The organism is Archangium sp., assembly GCF_036388035.1.
Taxonomy (GTDB): domain Bacteria; phylum Myxococcota; class Myxococcia; order Myxococcales; family Myxococcaceae; genus Archangium.
Window position 1 is genome coordinate 1 of the sequence record NZ_DASVSO010000148.1, and the last position, 23,851, is coordinate 23,851.

Annotated in this window: 27 protein-coding genes; 13 read left to right on the top strand and 14 right to left on the bottom strand. The window is 68.6% G+C overall.

From position 1 onward, the window contains the following. Positions 1-18 precede the first annotated feature (18 nt). The 5 genes from VF697_RS06430 to dnaB all read left to right on the top strand — a co-directional run bounded on the left by VF697_RS06430 (position 19) and on the right by dnaB (position 3,289). Complete coding sequence (locus VF697_RS06430) at positions 19-165, top strand: hypothetical protein (RefSeq protein WP_331092631.1); 147 nt, start codon at positions 19-21, stop codon at positions 163-165. Positions 166-394: 229 nt separating this feature from the next. Then, positions 395-862 carry a 30S ribosomal protein S6 gene (gene rpsF, locus VF697_RS06435; RefSeq protein WP_331092607.1) on the top strand — a complete coding sequence of 156 codons (468 nt, stop codon included), beginning with the start codon at positions 395-397 and terminating at the stop codon, positions 860-862. Between the two features lie 51 nt (positions 863-913). Next, entirely contained in the window at positions 914-1,261 is a 348-nt protein-coding gene (rpsR, locus tag VF697_RS06440) for a 30S ribosomal protein S18 (RefSeq protein ID WP_331092608.1), read from the top strand. Positions 1,262-1,290: 29 nt separating this feature from the next. Further along, positions 1,291-1,737 carry a 50S ribosomal protein L9 gene (rplI, locus tag VF697_RS06445; RefSeq protein ID WP_331092609.1) on the top strand — a complete coding sequence of 149 codons (447 nt, stop codon included), beginning with the start codon at positions 1,291-1,293 and terminating at the stop codon, positions 1,735-1,737. Between the two features lie 181 nt (positions 1,738-1,918). Then, positions 1,919-3,289, top strand: coding sequence for a replicative DNA helicase (gene dnaB, locus VF697_RS06450; RefSeq protein ID WP_331092610.1), 1,371 nt, complete (start codon positions 1,919-1,921; stop codon positions 3,287-3,289). Between the two features lie 6 nt (positions 3,290-3,295). Here dnaB and VF697_RS06455 read toward each other — a convergent pair whose 3' ends face one another. Further along, complete coding sequence (locus VF697_RS06455; protein WP_331092611.1) at positions 3,296-3,964, bottom strand: hypothetical protein; 669 nt, start codon at positions 3,962-3,964, stop codon at positions 3,296-3,298. A 180-nt stretch (positions 3,965-4,144) separates the two neighbouring features. On the opposite strand from VF697_RS06455, the gene VF697_RS06460 reads away from it, so the two are divergent. After that, positions 4,145-4,759, top strand: coding sequence for a hypothetical protein (locus tag VF697_RS06460; protein WP_331092612.1), 615 nt, complete (start codon positions 4,145-4,147; stop codon positions 4,757-4,759). Further along, entirely contained in the window at positions 4,756-4,995 is a 240-nt protein-coding gene (locus VF697_RS06465) for a hypothetical protein (protein WP_331092613.1), read from the top strand. The genes VF697_RS06460 and VF697_RS06465 overlap by 4 nt, the downstream gene beginning before the upstream one ends. A gap of 23 nt (positions 4,996-5,018) precedes the next feature. Here VF697_RS06465 and VF697_RS06470 read toward each other — a convergent pair whose 3' ends face one another. Genes VF697_RS06470 through thiE form a run of 3 tightly spaced genes read right to left on the bottom strand, consistent with a single transcriptional unit; the run spans position 5,019 to position 7,194 of the window. Then, complete coding sequence (locus tag VF697_RS06470) at positions 5,019-5,759, bottom strand: bifunctional hydroxymethylpyrimidine kinase/phosphomethylpyrimidine kinase (protein ID WP_331092614.1); 741 nt, start codon at positions 5,757-5,759, stop codon at positions 5,019-5,021. Then, positions 5,756-6,520 carry a gamma-glutamyl-gamma-aminobutyrate hydrolase family protein gene (locus VF697_RS06475; RefSeq protein ID WP_331092615.1) on the bottom strand — a complete coding sequence of 255 codons (765 nt, stop codon included), beginning with the start codon at positions 6,518-6,520 and terminating at the stop codon, positions 5,756-5,758. Before VF697_RS06475 ends, VF697_RS06470 begins: the two co-directional genes overlap by 4 nt. Continuing rightward, a complete protein-coding gene (gene thiE / locus VF697_RS06480) occupies positions 6,517-7,194 on the bottom strand; it encodes a thiamine phosphate synthase (RefSeq protein WP_331092616.1) in 678 nt (225 codons plus the stop codon). The genes VF697_RS06475 and thiE overlap by 4 nt, the downstream gene beginning before the upstream one ends. Before the next feature lie 95 nt (positions 7,195-7,289). Between thiE and VF697_RS06485 the strand changes: the two genes are divergently transcribed. From VF697_RS06485 to VF697_RS06495, 3 genes are read left to right on the top strand one after another with little or no spacing between them, the layout of a single operon-like run. Further along, positions 7,290-7,532, top strand: coding sequence for a hypothetical protein (locus tag VF697_RS06485; protein WP_331092617.1), 243 nt, complete (start codon positions 7,290-7,292; stop codon positions 7,530-7,532). Positions 7,533-7,536: 4 nt separating this feature from the next. Beyond that, positions 7,537-7,848 carry a DUF1844 domain-containing protein gene (locus tag VF697_RS06490; protein WP_331092618.1) on the top strand — a complete coding sequence of 104 codons (312 nt, stop codon included), beginning with the start codon at positions 7,537-7,539 and terminating at the stop codon, positions 7,846-7,848. Then, on the top strand, positions 7,845-8,504 hold the full coding sequence (locus tag VF697_RS06495) for a hypothetical protein (protein ID WP_331092619.1): 660 nt from the start codon (positions 7,845-7,847) through the stop codon (positions 8,502-8,504). Before VF697_RS06490 ends, VF697_RS06495 begins: the two co-directional genes overlap by 4 nt. A 31-nt stretch (positions 8,505-8,535) precedes the next feature. On the opposite strand, the gene VF697_RS06500 is transcribed toward VF697_RS06495, so the two are convergent. Next, positions 8,536-9,126, bottom strand: coding sequence for a hypothetical protein (locus VF697_RS06500; protein ID WP_331092620.1), 591 nt, complete (start codon positions 9,124-9,126; stop codon positions 8,536-8,538). 144 nt (positions 9,127-9,270) lie between these two features. Here VF697_RS06500 and clpB point away from each other — a divergent pair, with 144 nt between their 5' ends. From clpB to VF697_RS06515, 3 genes are all read left to right on the top strand, one after another. Then, on the top strand, positions 9,271-11,874 hold the full coding sequence (gene clpB, locus VF697_RS06505) for an ATP-dependent chaperone ClpB (protein ID WP_331092621.1): 2,604 nt from the start codon (positions 9,271-9,273) through the stop codon (positions 11,872-11,874). 104 nt (positions 11,875-11,978) lie between these two features. Further along, positions 11,979-13,931 carry a TonB-dependent receptor gene (locus tag VF697_RS06510; RefSeq protein WP_331092622.1) on the top strand — a complete coding sequence of 651 codons (1,953 nt, stop codon included), beginning with the start codon at positions 11,979-11,981 and terminating at the stop codon, positions 13,929-13,931. A 2-nt stretch (positions 13,932-13,933) separates the two neighbouring features. Next, the gene (locus VF697_RS06515) at positions 13,934-14,554 is read left to right on the top strand and encodes an HmuY family protein (protein ID WP_331092623.1); all 621 of its coding nucleotides are present in this window, start codon (positions 13,934-13,936) and stop codon (positions 14,552-14,554) included. Here VF697_RS06515 and VF697_RS06520 read toward each other — a convergent pair. The 9 genes from VF697_RS06520 to VF697_RS06560 form a co-directional block, all read right to left on the bottom strand. Beyond that, complete coding sequence (locus VF697_RS06520) at positions 14,529-15,350, bottom strand: helix-turn-helix domain-containing protein (protein ID WP_331092624.1); 822 nt, start codon at positions 15,348-15,350, stop codon at positions 14,529-14,531. The two genes, VF697_RS06515 and VF697_RS06520, sit on opposite strands and share 26 nt — an antisense overlap. 24 nt (positions 15,351-15,374) lie before the next feature. Further along, on the bottom strand, positions 15,375-17,321 hold the full coding sequence (locus tag VF697_RS43460) for a cation:proton antiporter (protein ID WP_414641251.1): 1,947 nt from the start codon (positions 17,319-17,321) through the stop codon (positions 15,375-15,377). After that, positions 17,322-17,543 (bottom strand): hypothetical protein, encoded by a 222-nt coding sequence (locus tag VF697_RS43465; RefSeq protein WP_414641252.1) that lies wholly within the window; start codon positions 17,541-17,543, stop codon positions 17,322-17,324. Between the two features lie 167 nt (positions 17,544-17,710). Then, positions 17,711-18,733 carry a tetratricopeptide repeat protein gene (locus tag VF697_RS06535; protein WP_331092625.1) on the bottom strand — a complete coding sequence of 341 codons (1,023 nt, stop codon included), beginning with the start codon at positions 18,731-18,733 and terminating at the stop codon, positions 17,711-17,713. A 74-nt stretch (positions 18,734-18,807) separates the two neighbouring features. Further along, positions 18,808-19,497, bottom strand: a complete 690-nt coding sequence (locus tag VF697_RS06540) for a GNAT family N-acetyltransferase (RefSeq protein ID WP_331092626.1) — start codon at positions 19,495-19,497, stop codon at positions 18,808-18,810. 193 nt (positions 19,498-19,690) lie between these two features. Continuing rightward, on the bottom strand, positions 19,691-21,721 hold the full coding sequence (locus VF697_RS06545; RefSeq protein ID WP_331092627.1) for a glycoside hydrolase family 43 protein: 2,031 nt from the start codon (positions 21,719-21,721) through the stop codon (positions 19,691-19,693). Between the two features lie 265 nt (positions 21,722-21,986). After that, positions 21,987-22,148: a hypothetical protein gene (locus tag VF697_RS06550; RefSeq protein ID WP_331092628.1), complete on the bottom strand. Its 162-nt coding sequence runs from the start codon at positions 22,146-22,148 to the stop codon at positions 21,987-21,989. Between the two features lie 456 nt (positions 22,149-22,604). Beyond that, positions 22,605-23,351, bottom strand: a complete 747-nt coding sequence (locus VF697_RS06555; RefSeq protein WP_331092629.1) for a lectin-like protein — start codon at positions 23,349-23,351, stop codon at positions 22,605-22,607. Positions 23,352-23,617: 266 nt separating this feature from the next. Continuing rightward, on the bottom strand, positions 23,618-23,851 hold a 234-nt coding region (locus VF697_RS06560; protein WP_331092630.1), incomplete at its 5' end, for a hypothetical protein.

A 23,851-nucleotide genomic window follows, 5' to 3' on the forward strand; every position in this document is an offset into this window, starting at 1 on the left:
CCCAACGCCAAGGACCGGGTGGCCGGCTACGTGCTGTCCAACTTCGATGACGCGGAGCGCCGTCAGCTCGACGAGCTGATCCCCGTGGCGGCGGACGCGGCGGAGACGTGGGTGCGCGACGGACTGGCCACGGCGATGAACCGGTTCAACAAGCGGGCGCCTTGACTCGGGGGCACGCCCCCCGTAGAAGGCCCGTTCCCCGCTGGCCGGAAGCCTCGGCCGGGCGACGGTGTTGTTCTTTTCCATCCTCCCGGGTGCAGGCATCCGGGGCGAAGCGCGAGGGAGACGGGCGCGCGGTTTTCCCGTTCCCGGCGGCAGGTCCCCCTTGGACCGGCTGACCGTTTCCCCGCTCCTCGGACAACCGGGGGGCCCTCAACCCCAAGGGGAGAGAAACATGGCTGATACGCAGGCCGCCAAGCGGCTTCGTGAGTACGAGACCATCTTCCTGGTCAAGCCGGAACTCACCGACGACAACGTGGACAAGCTCAAGGAGCGCGTCCGCGGCATCGTCGCTCGTGAGGGTGGCAAGGTCATCCGCTTCACGGTGTGGGGCAAGAAGAAGACGGCCTACACCATCGCCAAGCAGCCCCGCGCCATCTACGTGCACGCCAACTTCCTGGGCGACACCCGGCTGGTGGCCGAGATCGAGCGCAACCTCCGCAACTATGACGAGGTCACGCGCTACCTGTCCGTGAAGCTGGCGGACGAGGTGGATCCCGAGAGCCGTCCGGTGCTCGAGGACCTCAAGCTGGCCGGCGACGTCGAGGAGACGCGTCCTGGTGCGGCCCCGGTGGAGCGCGCCGAGGTGGCCGTTCCCGACGAGGCTGGCGAGGCGGATGAGGAGACTGCCGAGGAGGCCTAAAGGCCCCTTGGTCGTCCTCCACGGACCCATTCCAGAGATAAGAGAACACTCATGATCGGCACGAATGACAGGAGCGGTCCCCGCGGCGGTGGTGACCGGGACAGGGACAGGGATCGGGGCGATCGCGACGGTGGTGGTCGCGGTGGCGCCGGCGGTGATGACGAGAAGCGTGGCGGACGTGGCTTCGGCCGCAAGAAGGTCTGCCGCTTCTGCGCGGAGAAGAACGCGAAGGTGGACTTCAAGGATCAGGCGACCCTGAAGTACTTCGTCACCGAGCGCGGCAAGATCATCCCCCGCCGCATCTCCGGCAACTGCGCCAAGCACCAGCGTGAGGTGGCCACGGCCATCAAGCGCGCGCGCGGTCTCGCCATGCTTCCCTACAACGCGATGGTCGGCTGAAAGCCGTCCCGTACCAACGGAGACATCACATGAAGGTCATTCTTCGTGAGGACGTCGCGAACCTGGGTAAGTCCGGGGAGCTCGTGACGGTGAAGGACGGCTTCGGCCGCAACTACCTGCTGCCGCGCAAGCTGGCGGTCCTGGCCACCGAGCAGAACGTGCGTCAGCTCGAGCACGAGCGCTCGGTCATCTCCGCGCGCAACGCCAAGCTGAAGGGCGTTGCCGAGGAGCAGGCCAAGAAGATCGGCGCCGTGAAGGCCGTCATCCGCCGCAAGGTGGGTGAGCAGGACAAGCTGTACGGCTCGGTTACCGCACTGGACATCGCCGAGGCGCTCGCCGCCCAGGGCCAGTCGGTGGACCGCCGCCACATCCACCTGCCCGAGCCCATCAAGGCCACGGGTCAGTACGAGGTGGAGCTGCGGCTGCACCGCGACGTGGTGGCGAAGATCAAGGTCGAGGTCGCGGCGGAGGCCTGAGAAGGCCACCGTCACCGTCTTCTGACTCGAGGAGACAGGGGCCGTCCGGGTGTCCTACCCGGGCGGCCCTCCCTTTTGCGGGAGGGAGCCAGTCGGGCCCGCACACCGCGTGTCAGGCGCACCTGCTACGCAGTCGCTACAGACTCGTAGCGGAGCCTGTAGACTGGCCGGGCGAGCAGCCATGGACAACATCCTCGACATTCGGACAGGCGGGCGGCGGTCTCACGAGGATCTGGCCGCCGAGCGCGCGGTGCTCGGCGCCGTGCTCGCGGACAACTCCCTCATCACCAACCTCGCGGAGGTGGTGCACCCGGACGACTTCGCCAGCCCCGCGCACTCGCAAATCTTCGCGGCGATGCTCAAGCTCGACGGCTCGTCGCGGCAGGTGGATCACCTGACGCTGGCCGAGGAGCTCAAGGTGCTCGGCCAGCTGGCGGCGGTGGGCGGCCCGGCCTACCTGATGAGCCTGGACCAGGTGGTGCCCGTGCCGGGCAACGCCACCCAGTACGCGCACATCGTCAAGGACCAGGCCCTGCGCCGGCGCCTGGCGGGCGTGGGCCGGGAGATCCAGGACCTCGCCAGCCAGGAGACGGGCGAGCTGGAGGCGCTGCTGGACGAGGCCGAGCGCAAGGTCTTCCTCCTCGCGGAGAAGAAGCGCGAGGGAGACCTGCGGCCCGTCAGCGACCTGATGGAGCACACGCTGGACCTTCTCGACAAGATGAAGGCGGCGTCCACGGGCATCACCGGCCTGTCCTCGGGCTACGTCGACCTGGACAACCAGCTCACGGGCCTGCACCCGGGCGAGCTCATCATCCTCGCGGCGCGTCCCGGCGTGGGAAAGACGTCCTTCGCGATGAACATCGCCACGCACGTGGGCCTGGCGGACGAGCCCAAGGCGGCGGCCATCTTCAGCCTGGAAATGCCCGCCGACCAGCTCCTCATGCGTCTGCTGGCCTCGAGCGCGCGCGTGGACATGAAGAAGCTGCGCGGTGGCCGCCTCACCCCGCACGACGAGGAGAAGTTCCAGGAGATGGCGGGCAAGCTCTACAACGCCCCCATCTACATCGACGACTCGGGTGGCCTGTCCCCGTTCGACCTGCGCGCCAAGGCACGGCGGCTCAAGCAGAAGGATCCACGGCTGTCGCTGATCATCATCGACTACCTCCAGCTCATGCATCAGAAGGGCAAGGTGGAGAGCCGCCAGCTCGAGGTCGCGGAGATCTCCCGTGCCCTCAAGCAGCTCGCCAAGGAGCTGGAGGTGCCGATCATCGCGCTCTCCCAGCTCAGCCGTAAGGTGGAGGAGCGCAAGGGCGGCAAGCCCATGCTCTCGGACCTGCGCGAGTCGGGCTCCATCGAGCAGGACGCCGACGTGGTGATGTTCATCCACCGCGAGGACCAGGGGGATGGCGAGGGCGGTGGCGAGCCCCGCACGAGCTCGGCGATCCCCGTGCAGCTCATCATCGCCAAGCAGCGTAACGGCCCCATCGGAGAGATCGATCTCATCTTCCTCGCCGAGTACACGCGCTTCGAGAGCCGGGCCCGGGGCGAGTAGCGCGCCTCAGACCACGAGGGCCACCCGGACGCGCCTGCGCCCCTTCTCGAGCTGGCGCACCAGGGACGCGGGCGTGTCCCCCGTCTCGCTCCAGGCGTCGATCACCTCCAGCTCCCAGTCGTCGAAGACGCCCTCGGTCTCGAAGCCGGGGATGAAGCCCTCGCGCATGGCCTGCTGCACGCCCCGCAGCGGGCCCACGATGACCACGTCCCCGAAGCCGAAATACCGCAGGGGTGAGCCGCACGCGTCGAGCGCCGCGTTCAACAGGGCCAGCACCGCGTTGACGTTGTAGTAGTTCGACAGGTCGTGGAAGGTGACGCCATACCGTCGCCCTCCGTGCGTCAGGCGCAACGTGTACCGGCTGTCCGTTCCACCGCCCGCGTCGCTGGCGTCCAGCAGGCCGGGCGTGTGCGACTCGCCCTCCACGTCCACCTCCTCCGGCAGCACCTGGGTGAACCTCGCTCCGTCGAGCAGGGGCGACACCAGGGGAAGGAGTGCCCAGACCAGCTCCCCGTGGTCCACGGGGTACGCGCCCGCCTCGGGGTCGAAGCCATGACCGCGTCCGAGGCGCACGAAGGTCTCGTCCCAGTACTCGGGGCTGGTGTCCTCGGGCACCGGGGCCCCGGGGGAAATCTGGAGCAGCTCGCGCAGGCGTTGCTTGTTCTGGCTGGCCATGTCACCTCTCCAATTCTCAACACCTCCTGTCTCCCATGTCGGTCTGACAGTGCACGGTGCGGAGCGGGACAGCCATCGGCCACGGGGTCCTCGACCTCCGAGCGGGGATTCTCCCACAGGAGGGAATCGGCTCAGGCATGCTGACCCCGGCTGCACTCCCGCTTCCACTGTGAGGTCTCCATGAGGGGTATTTTCGGTGTTGCGCTGCTCTGTGCGCTGCTCACGTCCGGTTGCGTCCGCACCCACACGGAGGTCCGTCCGACTCCAGTCACCGAGCGGTGCGACGCCACGCAGGCCCAGCTCTCCGCGGAGGCGGATCAGCGCGCCAGCCCGTTCAATATCGAGAAACACCTCGCCACGAACTTCCCGGATCGAAAGGTGTCGTGGCTGATGAAGGACAGCGCCTACCAGTCGTTCGTCGTCGCGACGAACGCGAAGAACTTCGGCCGCTGTAACGACACCGGCTGCTACCTGTTCGCGGCGCCCACGGCCGTCATCCAGAAGGCCGTCCACGCGTCGATGAAGGACGGCAAGCATGATCCGGCGGAGCTCGGGACGGCGCTGGGCCTGCCGGCCAAGAACTTCGAGGGAACGCTGCGGATGATGACGCTCGACCTCGACGCCACCGGCGTCTGCGTGCGCCTGCCGGTCGAGAGCGATCCGGGCGTGTGGAAGTGCACCAGCCCCGAGGACAAGGATTGTTTCAAGTTCGGCGGGTACACGTCCGGAGGAGTCCCGGAGGTGATGGTGATCAACGCCCCCGTCGCGGCGGCCCAGATCGAAGAAGTGCCGTGAGCGAGGAGCAGGTGCTCATCCAGAGCCCGCTCCTGTACAAGCTGGTGCGCGACGCGAGCGGGGCGCTGGTCATCGAGGTGGTCGTCGGCGGCATCGTGATGTCGGCGGTGCGGGTGCGCCTCGATGCACAGGAGACGGCCGCCTACGCCCAGGAGGGCCAGGCCTTCGCCGATCGTCTGGCCCAGGCGATCATGGCCAATCCACCCTTCGGGGGGCGCTCGGTGGACGTGCCGTAGCGTCCAGCAGCCCCTCCCGAGGCTCAGTCCCGGCCGGTGCGCAGGTAGCGCGCCACGAGGGCCTTCGCGCGGCGCGCGGCGGCTCCAGGCGCCCTGCCCCGCCCCAGCTCCACCGCGAAGGCCGAGGCCAGCCTGCACCCCGAGCCCCGACGCTCGGGTGAGCGCTCCAGCCGCTCCCCTTCCAACACCACGTCCCGCTCCGGCAGGCACAGCACGTCCACCGCCCCCGTCTCCCGGTGCCCGCCCTTCACCAGCACCGCGCCGAAGCCGTGCGCCACGAGCGCCCTGCCCGCCTCGCGCGCCTGCTCCACCGTGCGCACCTCGCCCCCGCCGAGCAGCCACGCCGCCTCGTCCAGGTTCGGCGTGAGCGCTACCTTCGGCCCCGCCAGCGCCAGGTAGTGCCGCCGCGTCAGCTTCGAGAGCGCCTCGCCTCGCGACGTCCGCACCACCGGGTCCACCACCCACCACGCGTCCACGCCCTCGAGCGCCTCGCGCAGCGCGGCCAGCAGCGCCGGCCCCGGCACCTGCCCCAGCTTCACCGCGTGCAGCGGCCCCAGCTCGAGCGCCGCCGTCACCTGCGCCCGCAGGACGCGCGCCGGCGTGGGCTGGTAGAGGAACGTCCCCCGGCCCTGCGCCGTCTGCGCGGAAGGCACCGCCACCGGCGCGCCCCCCAAGGCCCGCACCGCGGCCACGTCCGCCAGCAACCCCGCTCGGCCCGTGGGCTCGTGGCCCGCGCACAGCAGCACGCGCGGCGCCTCGCTCACCGCCGGTGCTCTCGCGCCTTCTGGATGAACGAGCGGTACACCCCCATGTGCGCTGGCACCGTGTTGAGCATCAGCTCCGGGTGCCACTGCACCCCCAGCGCGAAGGCGTACTGGGTGGACTCGATGGCCTCCACCACTCCGTCCGGCGACACCGCGCTCACCACCACCTGCTCGCCAATGCGTTGGGCGGCCTGGTGGTGCGTCGAGTTCACCATGAGCTGGCCCTTGCCCACGGCATCCGCCAGCAGCGTCCCGTCCTTCACGTCCACCGGGTGCTGCGGCTGGGTCCGATCGTGCTTCTGCTCGTGCTCGTGCGCGTTGGGCACCTCGCGGCCGATGTCCTGGTGCAGCGTGCCGCCCAGCACCACGTTGAGCAGCTGCATGCCCCCGCAGATGCCCAGCACCGGGATGTTGCGCTTGAGGGCTCCCCGCATCAGCGCCGTCTCGAAGGTCGTGCGCGACACCTTCAGCGGCCCCATGCCCTCGCGAGCCGTCTCGCCATAGGCCTCGGGGGGAATGTCGAAGGCTCCGCCCGTGACGAGCAGCCCGGAGATGCGGTCCAGGTACGCGTCCACGCAGCCCAGGTCGTCCGAGTACGGCAACACGAAGGGCAGGCCCCCCGCGCGCAGCACCGCGTCCGCGTAGGGCACCTTCAGCTCGTAGTAGGGAAACGGCGAGTCCGGTCGCGTGGCGGCGAAGTCCGGGGTGATGCCGATATTGGGCCGGCGCGGGGCCTGGCCATGGCCATGGGTCTTCATCATGCGTCTTGGCCCGCGAGGCTAGCCCCGCGCACGCCCCTGTCAAAAGCAGCGGCCAGGCGACGCACCTGCTCGGCAATGTCCTCGGCGAGCAGGGCATCGGAGGCCACCGCTCCCCCGTACGCCCCCGTAGCCGCCAGGTCCGCGATGTTCTCCAGCTTCACCCCGCCAATGCCCACCACCGGCAGGGGACTCTCGCGCACCACCGCGCTGAAGCCCCCCAGCCCCAGCACCGGCGCGGCCACCTGCTTCGTCGTCGTGCCGAAGACGGGCCCCAGGCCCACGTAGTCCGCCCCGGCCGCCCGCGCCGCGTGCGCGTCCGCCAAGCCTCGCACCGTCACCCCCACCAGGCGCCCCGGGCCCAGCAGCTCCCGGGCCGCCTCGGGCGGCAGATCCTCGTCCCCGACGTGTACCCCATCCGCCCCGACCAGCAGGGCCAGGTCCACCCGGTCGTTCAGCAGGCACACCGCGCCCGCTCGACGGCAGGCGGCCACCACCTCGCGCGCCGCTCCCAGTGCTTCCCGGAGGGGCGTGCGCTTCATCCGCAGCTGCACCACCCGCGCTCCCCCGGCGAGCAGGCGCGCCGCCTTCTCCGCCAGCGGCAGCTCCGGGCGGACGGTGTCATCACAGAGGACATAGAGGCCTCGGGGAAGGGATGGGCGAGCGGGGGCGTTCATCGGCTCCGGGCGGGTGGGGGTTGAGCGGCGTTGACAGAGGGTAGCCCTGCTATAAGGTGGCGCGCCCTTTTCCAAGAGATTCCGAGGAGTTGAACATGGCCAATCCGAGCGACCCCAAGCACCTCGACAAGCGCACGGCTGACCGCTACCTGCGCAGCGGCGTGCTGGACGAGAAGTCCTACCAGCGCCACATCGAGACCCTCCCCGACGTGGCCGAGAAGTCCGTGCCCGTGGAGACGGTGATGCACGACGAGCTCGAGGAGGAGGACGACTTCGAGGACGACGAGGATCTCGAGGACGAGGGTGACGACGACGAGGACGCCGGGTCCCCCGAGTAACGCCATGACCGAGGAGAAGCGCGGAGAGACGTTCGTGATGCGGGGCGAGGCGCCGTCCAAGGCCCCCGAGGCCGCCATCACCTTCAGCACCTTCCTCATCGGCCTGGCCTCCTCCGCCCTCATCCACCTGGGGGAGGCGCCCAACCCGGAGACAGGCAAGGCCGAGCGCGATCTCGTGCTCGCCCGCCAGAGCCTGGACCTGCTGGGGATGCTGCACGACAAGACGCGCGGCAACCTCACCGCCGAGGAGCAGCAGCTCTTCGAGAACCTCCTGGCCGATCTGCGCCTGCGCTACGTGAAGGCGGACAAGCGGTGACGGGTCCCGCCTCCCCCCCTCAGCCCCTGCCGCGAGGCCTCCGCCTCGCGGCCCTGGTGTGCCTCATCCTCTCCGGCCTCTCGGGCTTCTCCGCCCTCAAGGAGACGCTGGAGCTCAGCCACCTCTCGGAGCTGAGGGACGAGGCCAGCAACCTCGCGCGCTTCTCCAAGGACAAGGATCTGATCGTGCTCGCGCGCCTCTCCGAGGCCCAGCTCGCCGCGCGCGAGCCCCTGCACGAGTCGCGCTCCCTGGTGCTGGCGGGGCTCTCCCTGGCGTGCGCCTTCATGTTCGTGACCGCCGGCCGGCTCCTCCGCCCTGGAGGAGTGCCGCTGGAGCGGGTGCGCCGGCTGCTCGCGGGCTCCGCCCTCATCGCCGCCGTGCTGCGCACCATCGACGGCGCTCAGTCGGCCGTCATCGCCCGACGCGTGGGCGCGGCCGCGATCCACATCCTCGCCACCCTGCCCGAGTTCCAGAAACCCGAGGCGATCGCCCAGCTCCAGGCCGGCCTGCCCGGGCTCGCCGCGGCCTTCGCCATGGGGCTCACGGCGCTCATCGCCGGCACCTTCGCCCTGCTCGGCCAGTACTTCCGCAGCGAGCACGTCCGCGACGCCATCATCGCCTACGACGGCGAGGACCTCGCCGAGGAGGAGGACTGAGGGCCCCACGGGCCCTCCGCCTCCGGTACCTTCAAGCCGCGACACCCCGGAGCAGGTGCTCCAACCGGGGCTCCGTCTCCGTCCCGTTGAGCGTCAGCCGCGTGCCCGGCATGCGGTGCAGCCTCAGCAGCAGTTCCCGCTCCACCCCGTACACCCAGGCCAGGTGCCCCAGCGGCCAGCGGGTCTGCATCTGCTCGAAGGCCGCGTCGTCGAACTCCCCCTCCTCCAGGCACTCGGGCAGTTCCACCTCGTCATACAGCAGCCGCTCTCCGCCTACATGCTGGCCGCCACCGAAGGCGAGGACCTCCTCGTACTCCTGGGGGTCGTAGACGTAGGAGTGGACGGTGATGCCCATCTCCTGGGACAGCAGCCGGGCGAGGGCGTGGTGCTCGCTGTACCAGTGCGAGCCCCGACGCCCCGCGGTGTGTGGCCCGTCCAGGGCCAGCCGAAGGACCTTGCGCCGCCCGTAGACGGACACCGTCAACAGGGAGTCCGCCGGGGCGCCGTCCTGGACGAGCGCCCGCCGGGCCAGCTCCATGAGGTGCAGGTCCCCGAGGGATTCGATTCGGATGAGATAGCCGCCGTGCGCTTCCAGTGGATGCCCCCCAATGTGGGGGCGCATATACCTGGGAGGGATGTAGAAAGGCAACTCCCGGAGAGCCAGGAAGTCTGTATGGGTTGCAAGCATCCAGGCTCACGCCAGAAGTGAAAGACGACTGGGCCTCCGCGTTCTTGCCAAGAGGTGTCCGACCCTTACGTTGGGGTCATGCGACTCGACAAGTTCACCGTAAAGGCCCAAGAGGCCATCCAAGAGGGGCAGTCGCTGGCCCGGCGTGCCGACAACCCCGACTACGAGCCCGAGCACCTCGCGACGGCGCTGCTCGGACAGAAGGACGGCATCGTCGAGCCCCTGCTCCGCAAGATTGGCGTGGATGTGAAGCTCTTCGCCTCCCGGCTGGGAGAGGCGCTCCAGAAGCTGCCCCGGGTGCAGGGCGGCGAGACCGCCATGCCCCGCCAGCGGCTGCTGAAGACCTTCGACAAGGCCGAGGACGAGGCCAAGTCCCTCAAGGACGACTTCGTCTCCAGCGAGCACCTGCTGCTGGCCCTCACCCAGGACAAGGGCGCCGTGGGCGAGGTGATGAAGTCCTCGGGCGTGACGCGCGAGCGCGTGCTCAACAGCCTGAAGGAAGTGCGCGGCTCGGGCCGGGTGACGAGCCAGGACGCCGAGTCCACCTACCAGGCGCTGGAGAAGTACGGGCGCGACCTGACGGAGGCGGCGCGGGCCGGCAAGTTGGATCCCGTCATCGGCCGCGACGAGGAGATCCGCCGCTGCATCCAGGTGCTCAGCCGGCGCACGAAGAACAACCCGGTGCTCATCGGAGAGCCGGGCGTGGGCAAGACGGCCATCGTCGAGGGCCTGGCGCGGCGCATCGTGGACGGGGACGTGCCCGAGGGGCTGAAGAACAAGCGCCTCGTGACGCTGGACCTGGGCGCGATGGTGGCGGGCGCCAAGTACCGCGGCGAGTTCGAGGAGCGCCTCAAGGCCGTGCTCAAGGAGGTGGCCGACGCGGCGGGGGAGATCGTCCTCTTCATCGATGAGATGCATACGCTGGTGGGCGCGGGCAAGGCCGAGGGCTCGATGGACGCGGGCAACATGCTCAAGCCGGCGCTGGCGCGCGGGGAGCTGCACTGCATCGGCGCCACCACGCTGGACGAGTACCGCAAGCACATCGAGAAGGACGCGGCCCTGGAGCGGCGCTTCCAGCCGGTGATGGTGGGCGAGCCCACCGTGCACGACACCATCAGCATCCTGCGCGGCCTCAAGGAGCGCTACGAGGTGCACCACGGCGTGCGCATCCAGGACTCGGCGCTGGTGGCGGCCGCCAACCTGTCCAACCGCTACATCTCCGACCGCTTCCTGCCGGACAAGGCGATCGACCTCGTCGACGAGGCGTGCAGCCGCCTGCGCATCGAGATCGACTCGATGCCCACGGAGCTCGACGACCTCCGGCGCAAGAGCACCCAGCTGGAGATCGAGCGCGAGGGCCTGCGCAAGGAGACGGATCCGCACTCGGTGGAGCGCCTGGGGCAGATCGAGAAGGAGCTGGCCAACCTCAACGAGCGCTTCAACGCGCTCAAGGCGCACTGGGACCAGGAGAAGAGGGCGATTGCCGGCATCCGCGAGCAGAAGGAGAAGCTCGAGAAGGCCAAGAACGACCAGGCGTCGGCCGAGCGGCAGGGCGACTTCAACAAGGCCGCGGAGGTGAAGTACGGCGTCATCCCCAACCTGGAGAAGGAGATCGCCCAGCAGAACGCGAAGCTGGCCGAGCTGCAGAAGAACCACAAGTTCCTCAAGGAGGAGGTGGACTCGGAGGACATCGCGCAGGTGGTGGGCAAGTGGACGGGCATCCCCGTCTCCCGGCTCATGGAGGGCGAGGTCCAGAAGCTGGTCCACATGGAGGATCGGCTGGCCAAGCGCGTGATTGGACAGCGCAGCGCCATCGAGGCGGTGAGCAACGCGGTGCGCCGGGCGCGCTCCGGGTTGCAGGACCCGAACCGGCCCATCGGCTCGTTCATCTTCCTGGGCCCCACGGGCGTGGGAAAGACGGAGACGGCCAAGGCGCTGGCGGAGTTCCTCTTCGACGACGACACCGCGATGGTGCGCATCGACATGTCCGAGTACATGGAGAAGCACGCCGTGGCCCGGCTCGTGGGCGCGCCTCCGGGCTACGTGGGCTACGAGGAGGGCGGCCAGCTCACCGAGGCGGTGCGGCGCCGGCCGTACACGGTGGTCCTCTTCGATGAGATCGAGAAGGCCCACCCGGACGTCTTCAACATGCTGCTGCAGATTCTGGACGAGGGCCGGCTGACGGACAGCCAGGGCAGGACCATCGACTTCAAGAACACGGTGCTCATCCTCACGAGCAACATCGGCTCGCAGGCCCTGCAGGAGGGGATGGCGGGCAAGGAGGAGCTGGACGAGGCCACGCGCAACGACGTGATGGGGATTCTCCGCCAGCACTTCCGGCCGGAGTTCCTCAACCGCGTGGACGAGGTCATCATCTTCGAGCCGCTGCGCAAGAAGGACATCCAGTACATCGTGGAGCTGCAGGTGGCGAGACTGCAGAAGCTGCTGACGGACAAGCGGCTGACGCTGGAGCTGACGGAGAACGCGGAGGCGTTGCTGGCCGAGCGCGGCTACGACCCGACGTACGGAGCGCGGCCGCTGAAGCGGGCCATCCAGAAGTACCTGATGGATCCGCTCGCGCTGAAGGTGCTGGGTGGCGAGTACGCCCCCGGAGACCACATCGTGGTGGACACCGACGCCAAGGGGCTCACCTTCGGCAAGGGACAGGCGAAGGCGGCGTAGTCTCCCCTGCCCTGCCCAGAAGCCCTCGGACCTCGACGGTCCGGGGGCTTTTTCATGCCTGGCCGCCCATTGACGGCCCGGAGCATCCGACAGAGAGTCGGACCGTGATTCTCCCCCTGGTGGCCGCCCTCCTGGCGAGCCAGCCGAACGACATCCCGCCTCCCGAGCCCGAGGAGACCGAGCGGCGCAAACAGACGGTCATCACCGCCTCGCGCACCGAGCGCACGCTCGAGGACGTGGTGGTGGCCACCGAGATCATCACCCGGAAGCAGATCCAAGCCATCGGCGCGAGGGACCTCGGCCAGCTCCTCCAGCAGCACCCGGGTGTCGAGCTCGTCCACACCTTCCGCGGCACGGGCCTGCGCCTGCAGGGGTTGGATCCCGAGTACGTGCTCGTGCTCGTCGATGGTGAGCGCGTGAGCGGCCGGGTGGGCACCACGCTCGACCTGGGGCGCTTCAGCCTGCGCGACGTGGAGCGCGTGGAGATCGTCAAGGGTCCGGCCGCGGCGCTCTACGGCGCGGATGCCATCGGCGGCGTGGTGAACCTCATCACCCGGCGCGTGCAGCGCCCCCTGGAGGCGAGCGCCCGAGGCACCTTCGGCACGCTCCTGGAGGGCGACGTCCGCGCGCACGCGGGCACGAAGCAGGGCCCCTTCGAGGTGCGCGTGGGCGGCGGCTACCGCACCCGCAACCCCTACGACTGGGAGCCCACGGACGCGGCGACGAGTGGCGCGGGCCTGCGCCGGCTCGATGGGGACGTGGCCCTCTCCTACTCGCCCGATGCCACCTCCCGCCTGTGGCTGCGCAGCCAGTACAACCGCCGCGACGAGGACGCCGTCGACCTCAACCCCTCGGGCGCCGTGCTCGACCGCCGGCAGCGGCAGGAGCAGTTCGATGTCTCGCTCGGCGGCCGGAAGCAGCTCCCCAGCGAGACGTCCCTGCTCGTCCGGGGACACTTCGGTCTGTTCCGGGACCAGCTCCTCCAGGACCAGCGCGGCTCGCGGGCACTCGACGACTACTCGCAGAACATCACCCGGCTCTACGAGGGCGTCTTCCAGGCGGACCACCGCCTGGGCCACCACGCGCTGACCGGAGGCGTGGAGCTGCTCGGGGAGCGCCTCAGCTCGATGCGGCTCGAGGAGAGTCCAGTGGGCCGCCTCCGGGGCGGCGCGTTCGTCCAGGACGAGTGGGACGTGGCGCTCTCATCGGAGGACTCCGGGCCGAAGCTGAAGGTGGCGCCGGGCTTCCGCTTCGACCTGGACTCGCAATTTGGCGGAGCACCCTCGCCCCGGCTCGCCCTCAAGCTGGACCCGAGCCCGGCCCTGACGGTGCGCACCTCGGTGGGCCTCGGGTTCCGCCCGCCCTCCTTCCAGGAGCTCTACCTCCGCTTCGCCAACCAGGGCATCGGCTACATCGTCTCGGGCAACCGCAACCTCACCGCCGAGCGCTCGGCGGCGGTGAATGTCGGCGTGGACTGGCGCCCGCCCCTCGACGGATGGGTGCTCTCCGCGAGCGGCTTCCACACCCGCCTCGACAACCTCATCAACATCACCGCCGGAGGCGCACCGGACCCGGACAACCCGGTGACCTTCAACTACGAGAACGTGGCCCGGGCGTACACCCAGGGCGTCGAGCTCAACGGCCGCTTCAAGCTGCCCGTGCGCTCGGCGTACCTCGACCTCGGGTACATGCTCCTCGACGCGAAGGACCTCACGCGCGACCGCCCGCTGGAGGGCCGCGCCCGGCACCGCGTCAACGCGCAGCTCACCACCCGCTACCGCCCGCTGGACCTCGAGGCCGTCGTCCGGGGCTCGTGGGTGAGTGGCCGGCCGTACTTCCTCGGCTCGGATGGAGGCATGGCCAACGTGCTCGGCTTTGGCGAGGAGCAGGAGGTGTGGGCGCCCTCGTACTTCGACCTCGAGGCCTCCGTCACCTACAAGCTCCGGAGCGGATTCGAGGTCTTCGTCACCGGCTACAACCTGCTCAACGTGGGCGACCAGCAGTTCAACCCGCGGCCGCCTCGCGGCGTGCTGGGCGGAGTCCAGTGGGAGTACTGACGATGCGGACGATGCGACGAACGGTGTTGCTGCTCGGGCTCGCGGTGACGGGCTGTGCCCCGGACCTGCGCACGGACTACCCGTTCGATGGACAGGTGAACACCGGGCCGCTCGTCGAGGTGTCGCCCCAGGAGGACGGGAGCAGCGTCACCCTCATCGACGCGACCAACAAGTCCTCCCTGGTCTTCTTCGACATCGACGAGGGCCGGGAGCTGAAGGCCGACGAGGCCTTCGACACCAATGCGTGGGACCTGGCCTTCCAGCGCTACACCGTCACGATGAACGGCGGCGGCGGCAACCCCACCGGCACGGTGCGGGTGGCCGTGCTCAAGGACGCGAGCTGGGACGCGCTCACCTCCGCCCCCGCCGAGGGCTACCAGCAGGACGCCTCGGAGCCGGTGTTCAGCGGAGTCGAGGGCGGCTGGTACAGCTATGACCTCGTCAAGCACCGGCTCGTCCCCCGGGACGAGCTGCTGTACGTGGTCCAGAGCAGCGCGGGCCAGTTCTTCAAGCTGCGGATGCTCTCGTACTACGACAGCGCGGGCACGCCGGCGCGCCTCTCGTTCCGCTACCAGCCGCTGCCCGCGCCTTCCGTGCTCACCGCAGCGCTTCCAGCTCCGTGAGCCGGGCCAGCAAGTGGTGGGGCTGCTCCTCGTCGGCGAGCCGCTCGGCCAGCCCATGACTGGCCAGCCGTGCCACGTGGGCCAATCGCACCAGGTGGGCACGCCCGCGCTCTCCTCCCACGAGCACCACCAGCATCCTCAGGGGTAGGCGATCCGGCGTCTCGACCTGGAGGGGTTTCGCCAACGTCACCACGGCGGCCACCGGCGCGGCGTGCTCGACGAAGGAGTGAGGCACCGCCACGCCGTTGCCCACCATGCTGGAGGCCTCCGCCTCGCGCCGCTTCAGCTCCGCCACCAGCCGGGGGGCACTCACGCCGGGACAGGCCCCCACCAGCCGCCCCGCGGCCACGTCCAGCGCGTCCTCGAGCGCCGTGCAGGTGAGGCGCAGCACCATCCGCTCGGGCGCCAATAGCGGCGCGAGGGCGGGCACCGGAGCCTCGTTCCCAGAAACGGCCCGCACGGGAAACTCCGCGTCCAGGAACTCGCGGACCCGGGCGAGCTGCGGGCCGGAGAGGCCCCGGCGCGCCATCTCCAGGAAGAGCATGCTGGCACCGGGCACCTGCTCCAGGTAGTGGGCCACGAAGGGGCTCAGCCGATTCGCCACGTCCATGAGCAGCGTGGGGGGCACGTCCAGCTCGCGGGCGATGGCGGAGAGCCGCTCCGGCGTGGGCGCCGCATCCAGTCCATTCTCCACGCGGCTGAGGTACGCGCTGGACACGCCGATGCGACGGGCGAGGTCGCGCAGGCTCAGCCCCGCGTCCACGCGCAGCAATCGGATGGTCGCTCCCAGGTGCATGGCGTCGTCGTCTCGTTTCCTGTCTCAGGACGCGGCGTTGCCCACCGTCAGCGCACGGGCCGCCTCCGTCTCGGAGGTGGCCTCCGTGGCGGGCACGGGGACGGCGTGTCGCACGATGAGGAGCGAAGTGGGCGCGTCACGGAGGATGCGCTCGCCTTGCAATCTGAAGAGCCGGTCCTCCACCTCCAGTCCCCACTCCGCGCCCACGCCCGCCACCACCAGGTCATACCCGCACCGGCACTCCGCCAAGGCGGCCTCCTCCGGCGAGTCGTGCGCCACCACCTTGAAGTGCACCTGGCCGGAGCCCTCCGGAAAGAGCTCCTCGACCAGGGAGCGCGCCCCCATGTGAGCCCGCGAGCCCTCGGGCTGGGTGACGTGCAGCACCGTGACCTCGGCGTTGGCGTGCTGGAGCAGCCGCCGGGCAAGTCCCAGGGCCGCCCGGTCATGCGGACTGCCGATGAAGGGCACCAGCACCCGGCGGACCTGCTCCAACCCCCGGTCCACCAGCACCGCCACGTCGGTGCTCGCCTCCTGCATCACCTCATTCACCGTGCCTCCCAGCATCGTCCGGCCGAAGAGCGGCTTGTGCCAGCCGAGCAGGATGAGGCTGGCTTGCTTGGCCTCGGCGGTGCGGCAGATGTCGAGCCCGGGCTCGGCCGACACGAACGACAGCGGGCGCACCTCCAGCCCCAGGTTGCTGGCACGGCCCACCAGCGGGGCCAGGGTATTGCCGCTGGCCTTCTCTGGATCACGGCGCAGGTGGAAGGAGGCCCGCTCGGTGGGCGCGATGAGGTGCAGGGCGTAGAGCTGGGACGACTGCGCGGGCGCACCGAGCAGGGCGCGCCCCAACGTCACCATGCCGGCTCCCGCCTGCGCGTGGGACACGCACATGAGGACGGTGAAGGGCGCGGCCTCCACCGGCGCGACCACCGGGGCGAGCGACACCTGGTCCCGGGCCATCTCCTCGGGGGGATAGATCCACCGCAGCAGCGGCGTCGTCATGAACGTGGTCACCAACGCCATCACCACCATCATGGTGAAGAGGGTGGGCGAGATGACACCCAGATCCAGGCCGATGTTGAGCACGATGAGCTCCATCAACCCGCGGGTGTTCATCAGGACACCCAGCGCCCCCGCCTCGCGCCAGCGCATGCCGGTGAGCCGCGCGGCCACCGCGCTGCCGCCGAACTTGCCCACGAAGGCCAGGAGGATGATGAGGCCGCACATCACCCAGTGATCGCCGGTGGACAGCAGTCCAATCTGCGTGCGCAGGCCGCTGAAGGCGAAGAAGAGGGGCAGCAGCAGCACCACGGCCACGTCCTCGAGCTTCTCGGCCAGCGCCTGCGCCAGCCCGCCCTCCTTGGGGATGACCGCCCCCATCATGAAGGCGCCGAAGAGGGCGTGGATGCCGATGAGCTCCGTGGCCCACGCGGACGCCAGCAGCATCATCAACGTCAGGGCGACGCCGTTCTGGTTGAGCCCCTCCTTGTTCGCCACACGCGCGCCCAGCCGCGCCAGGAAGGGCCGCACCAGGCCCAACATGAAGGCGATGTAGAGCAGCGCCAGGAGCGTGGTGAGCCCCGCATGCATCAGGTCCGAGGCCCGGACGATGGAGACGACGAAGGCCAGCAGGCACCACGCCGTCACGTCGTCCACCGCCGCGCAGGTGATGGTCATGGCCCCCACCCGGGACTGGAGCAGCCGCCGCTCGGTGAGGATGCGCGCCAGCACCGGGAAGGCGGTGATGCTCATCGCCACGCCCATGAAGAGCACGAAGGAGGAGAAGGGAACCGAGGGCTCGGACAGCCTCGGGTAGAGCCACAGCGCCGCCGCCGCGCCCAGTCCGAAGGGGACGATGATGCTCGTGTGGCTGATGACCACCGAGGCATGTCCCCGGCCCTTGAGCATCCGCAGGTCCAACTCCAGCCCGATGAGGAACATGAAGAGGATGAGCCCCACCTGGCACAGCATCTACAGCACCGGCATGGCGCTGGCCGGGAACAGCCACTCCATGGCTCCCGGCGCCACCCACCCCAGCAGCGACGGGCCCAGGAGGATGCCCGCGAGCACCTCGGCGATGACCAGCGGCTGACCCAACCACCGCGCGCCTCGACCGATCAGCCGGGAAACTCCAATGATCACGAAGAATTGCACGATCAACAACGTGAGCGCGTTGTGAGTGAAGGCGTGCATGGGCTACCTCCGTGAAGCGTTAAGTTCGCACTTATCAGTTTCCGGGGGAATGTGTCGCCCTGCCCTCTCCTCTCATCCCAACGACGCCATGGCCGCCTGCCTGGTCCACGCCACGGATGTGCGGTCCACCCCGGGCCGGTCCAGGAGTCCGGGAGGGCGCCTGTGACTCACCCGCCCAGGACGAGGCCACCTGGGTCGCTCGTGGCCCCCAGCCGCGAGATCGCCTTTCGCGCCGCGCCGCTCTGTGGGTCTCGCTCCAGCACGAGCCGCCAGGCCTCCCGCGCCTGCTCGCTCTGGCCGAGCCTGTCGAGGCAGTCACCCCACGCCAGCAACCCGGAGCCGCCCTGTCCTTTGTATGGATGAGCCGCCCCGACCTCGAAGTGACGGAGGGCCGCCTCCAGCCGTCCTGCCTCCAGGGAGATCCGACCGAGCAGGAACAGCCCGTTCCTCGTGCTCGCGGCCCGGCGCGCGAGCTCCAGCCCCGCTCGCGCCTGCTGCTCCGCCTCGTCGTACCGCCGCAGGGCCAGCAGCGCCGCGGCGTGCGTGAAGGTCACCTCGCTCCAGTACACGCGGGGCAGGTCCTCGCGCTCCACCTGCTCGAGGCATGCGAGCGCGTTGGCGCCCCACCCGGTATTCGCCTGGATCCACGCGCGTTGCAGCAGGATGCCGTTGCGCAGGATCGGCACCTCGCCCGCCGCCTCCTCCAAGCGGTGGAGGCGCTCGCCCGCGGCCTTCCAGTCGCCCAGGTTGTAGAGCGCCTCGCAGAGGTTGAGCTGCGCCAGGGCCTCGGACTCACCGAGCTCCTCCTCCAGCGCCTGGGCCTTCCCCCGCGGCCAGAGCTGCTCGACCTCGAGGGCCTCCCGGTAGAGGCCCGCGTTGATGAAGGTGTTGATGGCCGTGTTGGCGAGCTCCCAGGAGCCCACGGCCCGGGCCTCGTCCGCGAGGCGCCGAGCCCCCTGGATGGCTCGCGCGGTCTCTCCGAGCGCCTCCCGCGCATGCACCGTCAACTGCCGCAAGGACCGCCGCATCCCCGCATCGGGCCCCAGCAGCCAGATGAGGCGGGTGAGCAGGAGCGTGCCGCGATAGGAGCCCAGGTGGAAGCTGCACTCCTCGGCCAGCAGGAACAGCGCGCCGATCATCACCTGCCGCAGCAGCACGAGGACCAGCAGGAAGAGGGCGAGCTTGAGCATGAGGGGACCCCCTCAGCGTAACGCGCCTGGGGTGGTCCCACGATGCCTGCTCGTCGGGCGGGCGGCCCCACGTCTCAAGGGGAGCGGGCCGCCTCCGGGTAACCCACGGGGGCTGGCGTGCGGGGCAGACCCCGCCACCGGCACGTGGGCCCGATGAGCGTGAGGGCCCCCTGGGCGGCGAGCGCGAGCATCGAGCGCAGCAGCTCGGTTCCCCCCCGCGAGGGCGCGGCCAGCGGCAGGCGGAAGCAGAGCGCCTCGTCGTCCTGCTCGGGCTCGCAGGGCGCGAGGGCCTGGACGAGCCGGTACATCGGCAGGTTGCCCGACAGCACCCGGAACTCGAAGCCCTCCACGCCCCGCTCGCGCGCGGCCTCCACCAGCTTGTCCATCAGGATGCGGCCGAGCCCCTTGCCCTGGGCGTCGTCCACCACGGTGATGGCCACCTCGGCGATCTCCGGGGCGTGGGCCAGGCGGATGAACCGGGCCACGCCCAGCCCCACCTCGCGCCCGCTGGGGCTCCACGTCACCGCCCCGATGGCCACGTGCCGCTCCCCATCCACGTGCGTGAGGTAGCGCACTTCCTCCTGGGAGAGTCGCGGCTTGGCGGACAGGAAACGCTGGAAGCGCGAGCGTGGAGAGAGCCGCTCGAAGCCGTCCTTCAGCAGCGCGGCGTCCTCGGGCCGTACCATCCGCAACTCCGCCCACGTCCCATCCGCGAGCGCCAGCCGCTCACGGTATTGAGGATGGAAACGGCGATAGGGCTGCATCGAGGACCCCCCGGTGGAAGGCCACGAAGCTGTGTCTGATGCCGCACTGCGGCAAGCCGTCGGGCCCCCCCTTTCGGACACGTGGGAGGTAGCTGACAGCAGGTGCGTCATACTCTCCGCAATTCAGGTATCCATTGAAAGGCAGGGCACACCCCGTGCTGGACGCGGTCCTCCGCTGGAGCCCGAAGCCGGCTCAGAAGACGCGGTAGTGGGTGTACTCGACCTGGGTGTCCTCGGCGACGAGTCCGGTCTGGCAGGTGGTGAGCCCCACGGACCGGACCTGCTTCTGGACGCCGTCGACGTAGGTGGTGAAGGTCGAGCCGCTCCGGACGACCTTCAGCGTGTGGTGGGTCGTGAAGCTGAACGTGCCCAGGGCCACGTTCTGCCAGCCCAGGTCCACGCCGCCCGAGACGGCATGCGTCGTCAGGACGCCGTACTTCGGATCCAACCACACCGTCATGTGGTTCCGGGCGTCCTGGTAGCAGCCGTAGAGGCCGTACTTCGGATAGGCCGTGGAGCCCTGGGACAGCAGCCGGATGCCGGACTCCAGCGTGTAGCCGGCGGTGGTGCGAGGCGCCTGGCGCCACAGGCCCTTCCAGCCCGCGCCCGTGCCCCAGCTCATCACGTCCCGGGCGCTGCGGATCTCATACTTGCCGTTCTGGTACCCGTCCACGGCGGGGTCACCCCACCCCTGCGTCGGATCCATCTTCACGTTGGAGTAGTGGGCCTGGGTGTCCTCGGTGACGAGCCCCATCTGCCCGAGCACGTTGCCGAGCTGCCGCGTCTGCTGGAGCACGCCGTCGAGGAAGAACTTGTAGTCCCCGCTCCAGCTCCGCTCGACGCGGAGGTTGTGCGCCACGCTCCAGTTGAAGCCGGCGGGGAGCGCCGTGTTCTGCCAGCCCTTCACCACCCCGCCGACCACGGCGTAGGAGGCGAACACCGCGTACTTCTTGTCCAGGAAGGCGGCCACGAAGTTGTTGCCGTCCTCGTACGTCCCGTAGATGCCGAACTTGGGACTGGCCGAGGTCGTGCCCGTGGCCACCCACTGCACGTCCGCCGACACGGCCACGGTCTCGAAGTTCGCGTTGCCCCGGAAGAGCTGCGCCCAGCCCGCGCCGAGCGTCGTACCGGAGGCCGCCGTGGCGCTGCTCACCGTCCAGGAGCCGGACCGCGCCGCGCCCTCGAACGAGCTGCCCCAGCCGTGGCCGTCGATGGGGTTGGGCGACGCGGGCGCGCCATTCTCCCCGCCGGGCCGGGGCTGCGCGACGGAGACGGACCTCGCGACACCGAGGTTCAGCGAGCCATCACTCGCGATGTAGAACTCCTGGGCGCGCACGCTGCGGTCGGCCCAACCATCGGTGCTCAGGCGCTTGGCGTGGTAGGCGATCCAGCTCTCCGTGCCGTCCGGAGACTTCACGAACGTGGGGTGCCCCACGCCGTACACGTCCGCGTTCTTGCGGAACACCGGGCCGGTCTTCACCCAGGACTTGGGGTTGAGCAGGTTGCCGTCGGTGTTCGTCAACAGCCCGAGCGTGTACTCCTGCGTCCAGCTCCCGCTCGCCGAGAAGACGATGCCGTACCGGCTGCCCAGGCGCAGCGGCTGCGGCGCCTCGTTGAGCGGCATCCCGCGCCCCTCCCAGTCGAACGTGGGCATCGCGATCAGCACGCGCTCCCCGCTGAGGGTCCAGGGGTTGCTCATCGCCGCGATGTAGAGGTTCTGCTGCCCGTCCACGTTCCCCGGCCAGCCGGACCAGACGAAGTACAGGCTCCCGTCATCCTTCTGGATGACGGCGCCGTCGATGGCCCATGTGTCCGTCGTCGGCCGGAGCTGGCCCTTGAACACATAGGCGCCCTGCGGATCCAACGAGGTGGACTCGAGCGCGAACATGCGGTGGTTGGCGTTGTTGCCATCCGAGGCCGCGAAATAGATGTACCAGCGGCCCTGGATGAGCTGGAGCTCCGGAGCCCAGGTCTCCCGGCTGTAGGCGCCCGTCGCGGGGGCCAGCCACACCTGCACCGCCGGCGCGCTCCCAATGCCTGTCAGCGTGGCCGACTTCCTGACGAAGATGCGCTGCGAGCCATCGCTGAACGCGTGGTAGTAATAACCGTTGTACTGGACGATGGACGGGTCCGCCGCCGTCTCACCCAGGATGGGATTGGTGAACGTCTGGGCGCTCGAGACCGTGCTGACGAGCAGCACGGCCCACAACAGGGCTCTGGACATGGGGGGCGACCTCGGGGTGGAGCGGTAAGGGGTTTCCGCACCGGACCATAGCCGGGGTCGATCCATGGAATCCATGGATTACACGTCAAAACGACTGATGTATCGCGGGCCACTCAGGCCGGTACCGCGTCCGCGCACACCAGGCACGCCGCCGACGCGTCCAGCAGCAGGGGGGAATGACCATGAGCCACGGCAGCAAACTTGAGCGCCAGCGGATGGCGGCCCCTACGACGAAGGCGAAGGGCACTAACGTAAGGAGCCGCCACTAGAAGAAGCGCGCGTTGAAGAGCAGTGGCAACGTCGCGTGCTGCGTGGCATGAAACAGCGCGGAGATGGCGAGTGTCGAGTCACTTCCGAAGCCTGCCTCTCTCAGACGGGGCATGGCGTCCGCGTAGTAGGTCGGCAGTTCCGCGAGGGCGATCGTCAAGGGAAGGGTCGAGCCGTGCGAGCGGCGCCACCCGCTCCCAGAGGGCTGCGCCGGTCTTACCTACAGTCACGCCGGGGGGCAAGTGGATGCCGATGCGTCTACGGTCCCTGCGGCTCGATCTCCATTGCTCTCCCAAGTGAATCGACGACGAATCGCACGGGAAGTTCCTGCCACTCCCTGTCCCGGACCAAGCATCCAGGAGACCCAAGCTAGCTCACTACATCCGCTGCTGCGATGTCCGGAAGAATGGGGGCTCGCCCGCTCGGTTCAAACTCCCCGGCAGCCGCTAGATGGACGAGAGAGCGTGGAGAAGGCGAGCCAGGAGAGTGGGAGACGGACCGGCCAGTGAGACACAGGCGCCCGAAGGTGCCACACCGGCCCGAAGCAAAGGCAACATCCGAGCAGGAAAACACTCGATGAAGCAAATGCGCTTACGCGCGGCATGTAGAATGGCTTTTAGAACGTATAGCCAACCCTGCCGCTGCAAGCACCGGAACCATAGCAGCCAGCCCTAATCACATATGTGCCGCCAGCGGGGGCTGCATAGCTGAAATTAGAACTCAAGCCGCCGCAACTATCGTCGTTATAGGCCACCTCAAAACCGTTGGGACCGTACAATCGCAAATAAGTATCACCCGAGGCAAAGGTGCCCGAGATGCCACATGTACCCACGGTAAGTGTTTGCCCAGCCTGGAGCGTTACTGCAACATTGGTAGTATTCTGAGAAGCAGAGCTAGTATTTGAAGCAGAGTATTCAAAATAATTTATTGTAACACTAACATCAACGCTCTCGCAAATGTATTGGAACTTTTTAAAACAGTTATCATCATTCCAGGCCCCCCCAGAGTATTTGACACCACAGTCTTCATCGCTGCCCCAATCATTGGGTTCACCTGGGCTCCAGTTCACATAGGCCGATGCTCCATTAGACCAGCGCCATGTCCCTTCGACATCACGATCGTTGTAGCCGATCCACCAACTATTGCTTGAACTCAAATTACCATTCAGCCACGCATCCTCTGCGCTGTTGTTGATGGTCGCCAAACCGTAACCAATATCTGCACAACTCTGGTATGCCTCCGGCCAAGTCTTGGGGGTACTGGCGAAGATATAGTCGTGACCGTTGTACATCACTCTCTGGTGGATTTCGCCCAACGTCTCTTCGTGGAGCGCTGGGTCATTTTTGAACTCGGTCGAGTCCATCCCACAACCCAGCATCGCTATACTGGAAAGGAGCGTAAGAAAACAAAACTTCAGCCAATGCCTGGATCCTGTCGTAGAGCTTGATCTGACCATCTGTAGCTACCTCCATCTTGGGGACGAACAGAATCCATTTTTCTCTTCACTAAGAGTGGACAATCAACAAGACACCTCAGCTTTGTATCAAACCACGCAAATGCATTCATCAGTAACAAACAGATCACCACTCGAAGTCTACTGGTTGCCCGCGCGGAATCTGCGGACGGTGCTCAGCCCCGTTCCACCGCACCGACCACCGCCGCCAGGCAGTGCGGACAGGCGGTACGGCCCGCCACCAGGGACCTGCCACACCCCGTGCAGCGCACCATGCGGGGGAGACGGCAGGCCCCATCCTCCGGGGCGCACTTCGGGGCCTCGGGAACTCCGACCTGCACCAGCTCCTGTCGCACCGCCTCGTCCTCCAGGTGCAGCCAGTCGGACAGCCTCCGTCGGTTGCTGGAGAG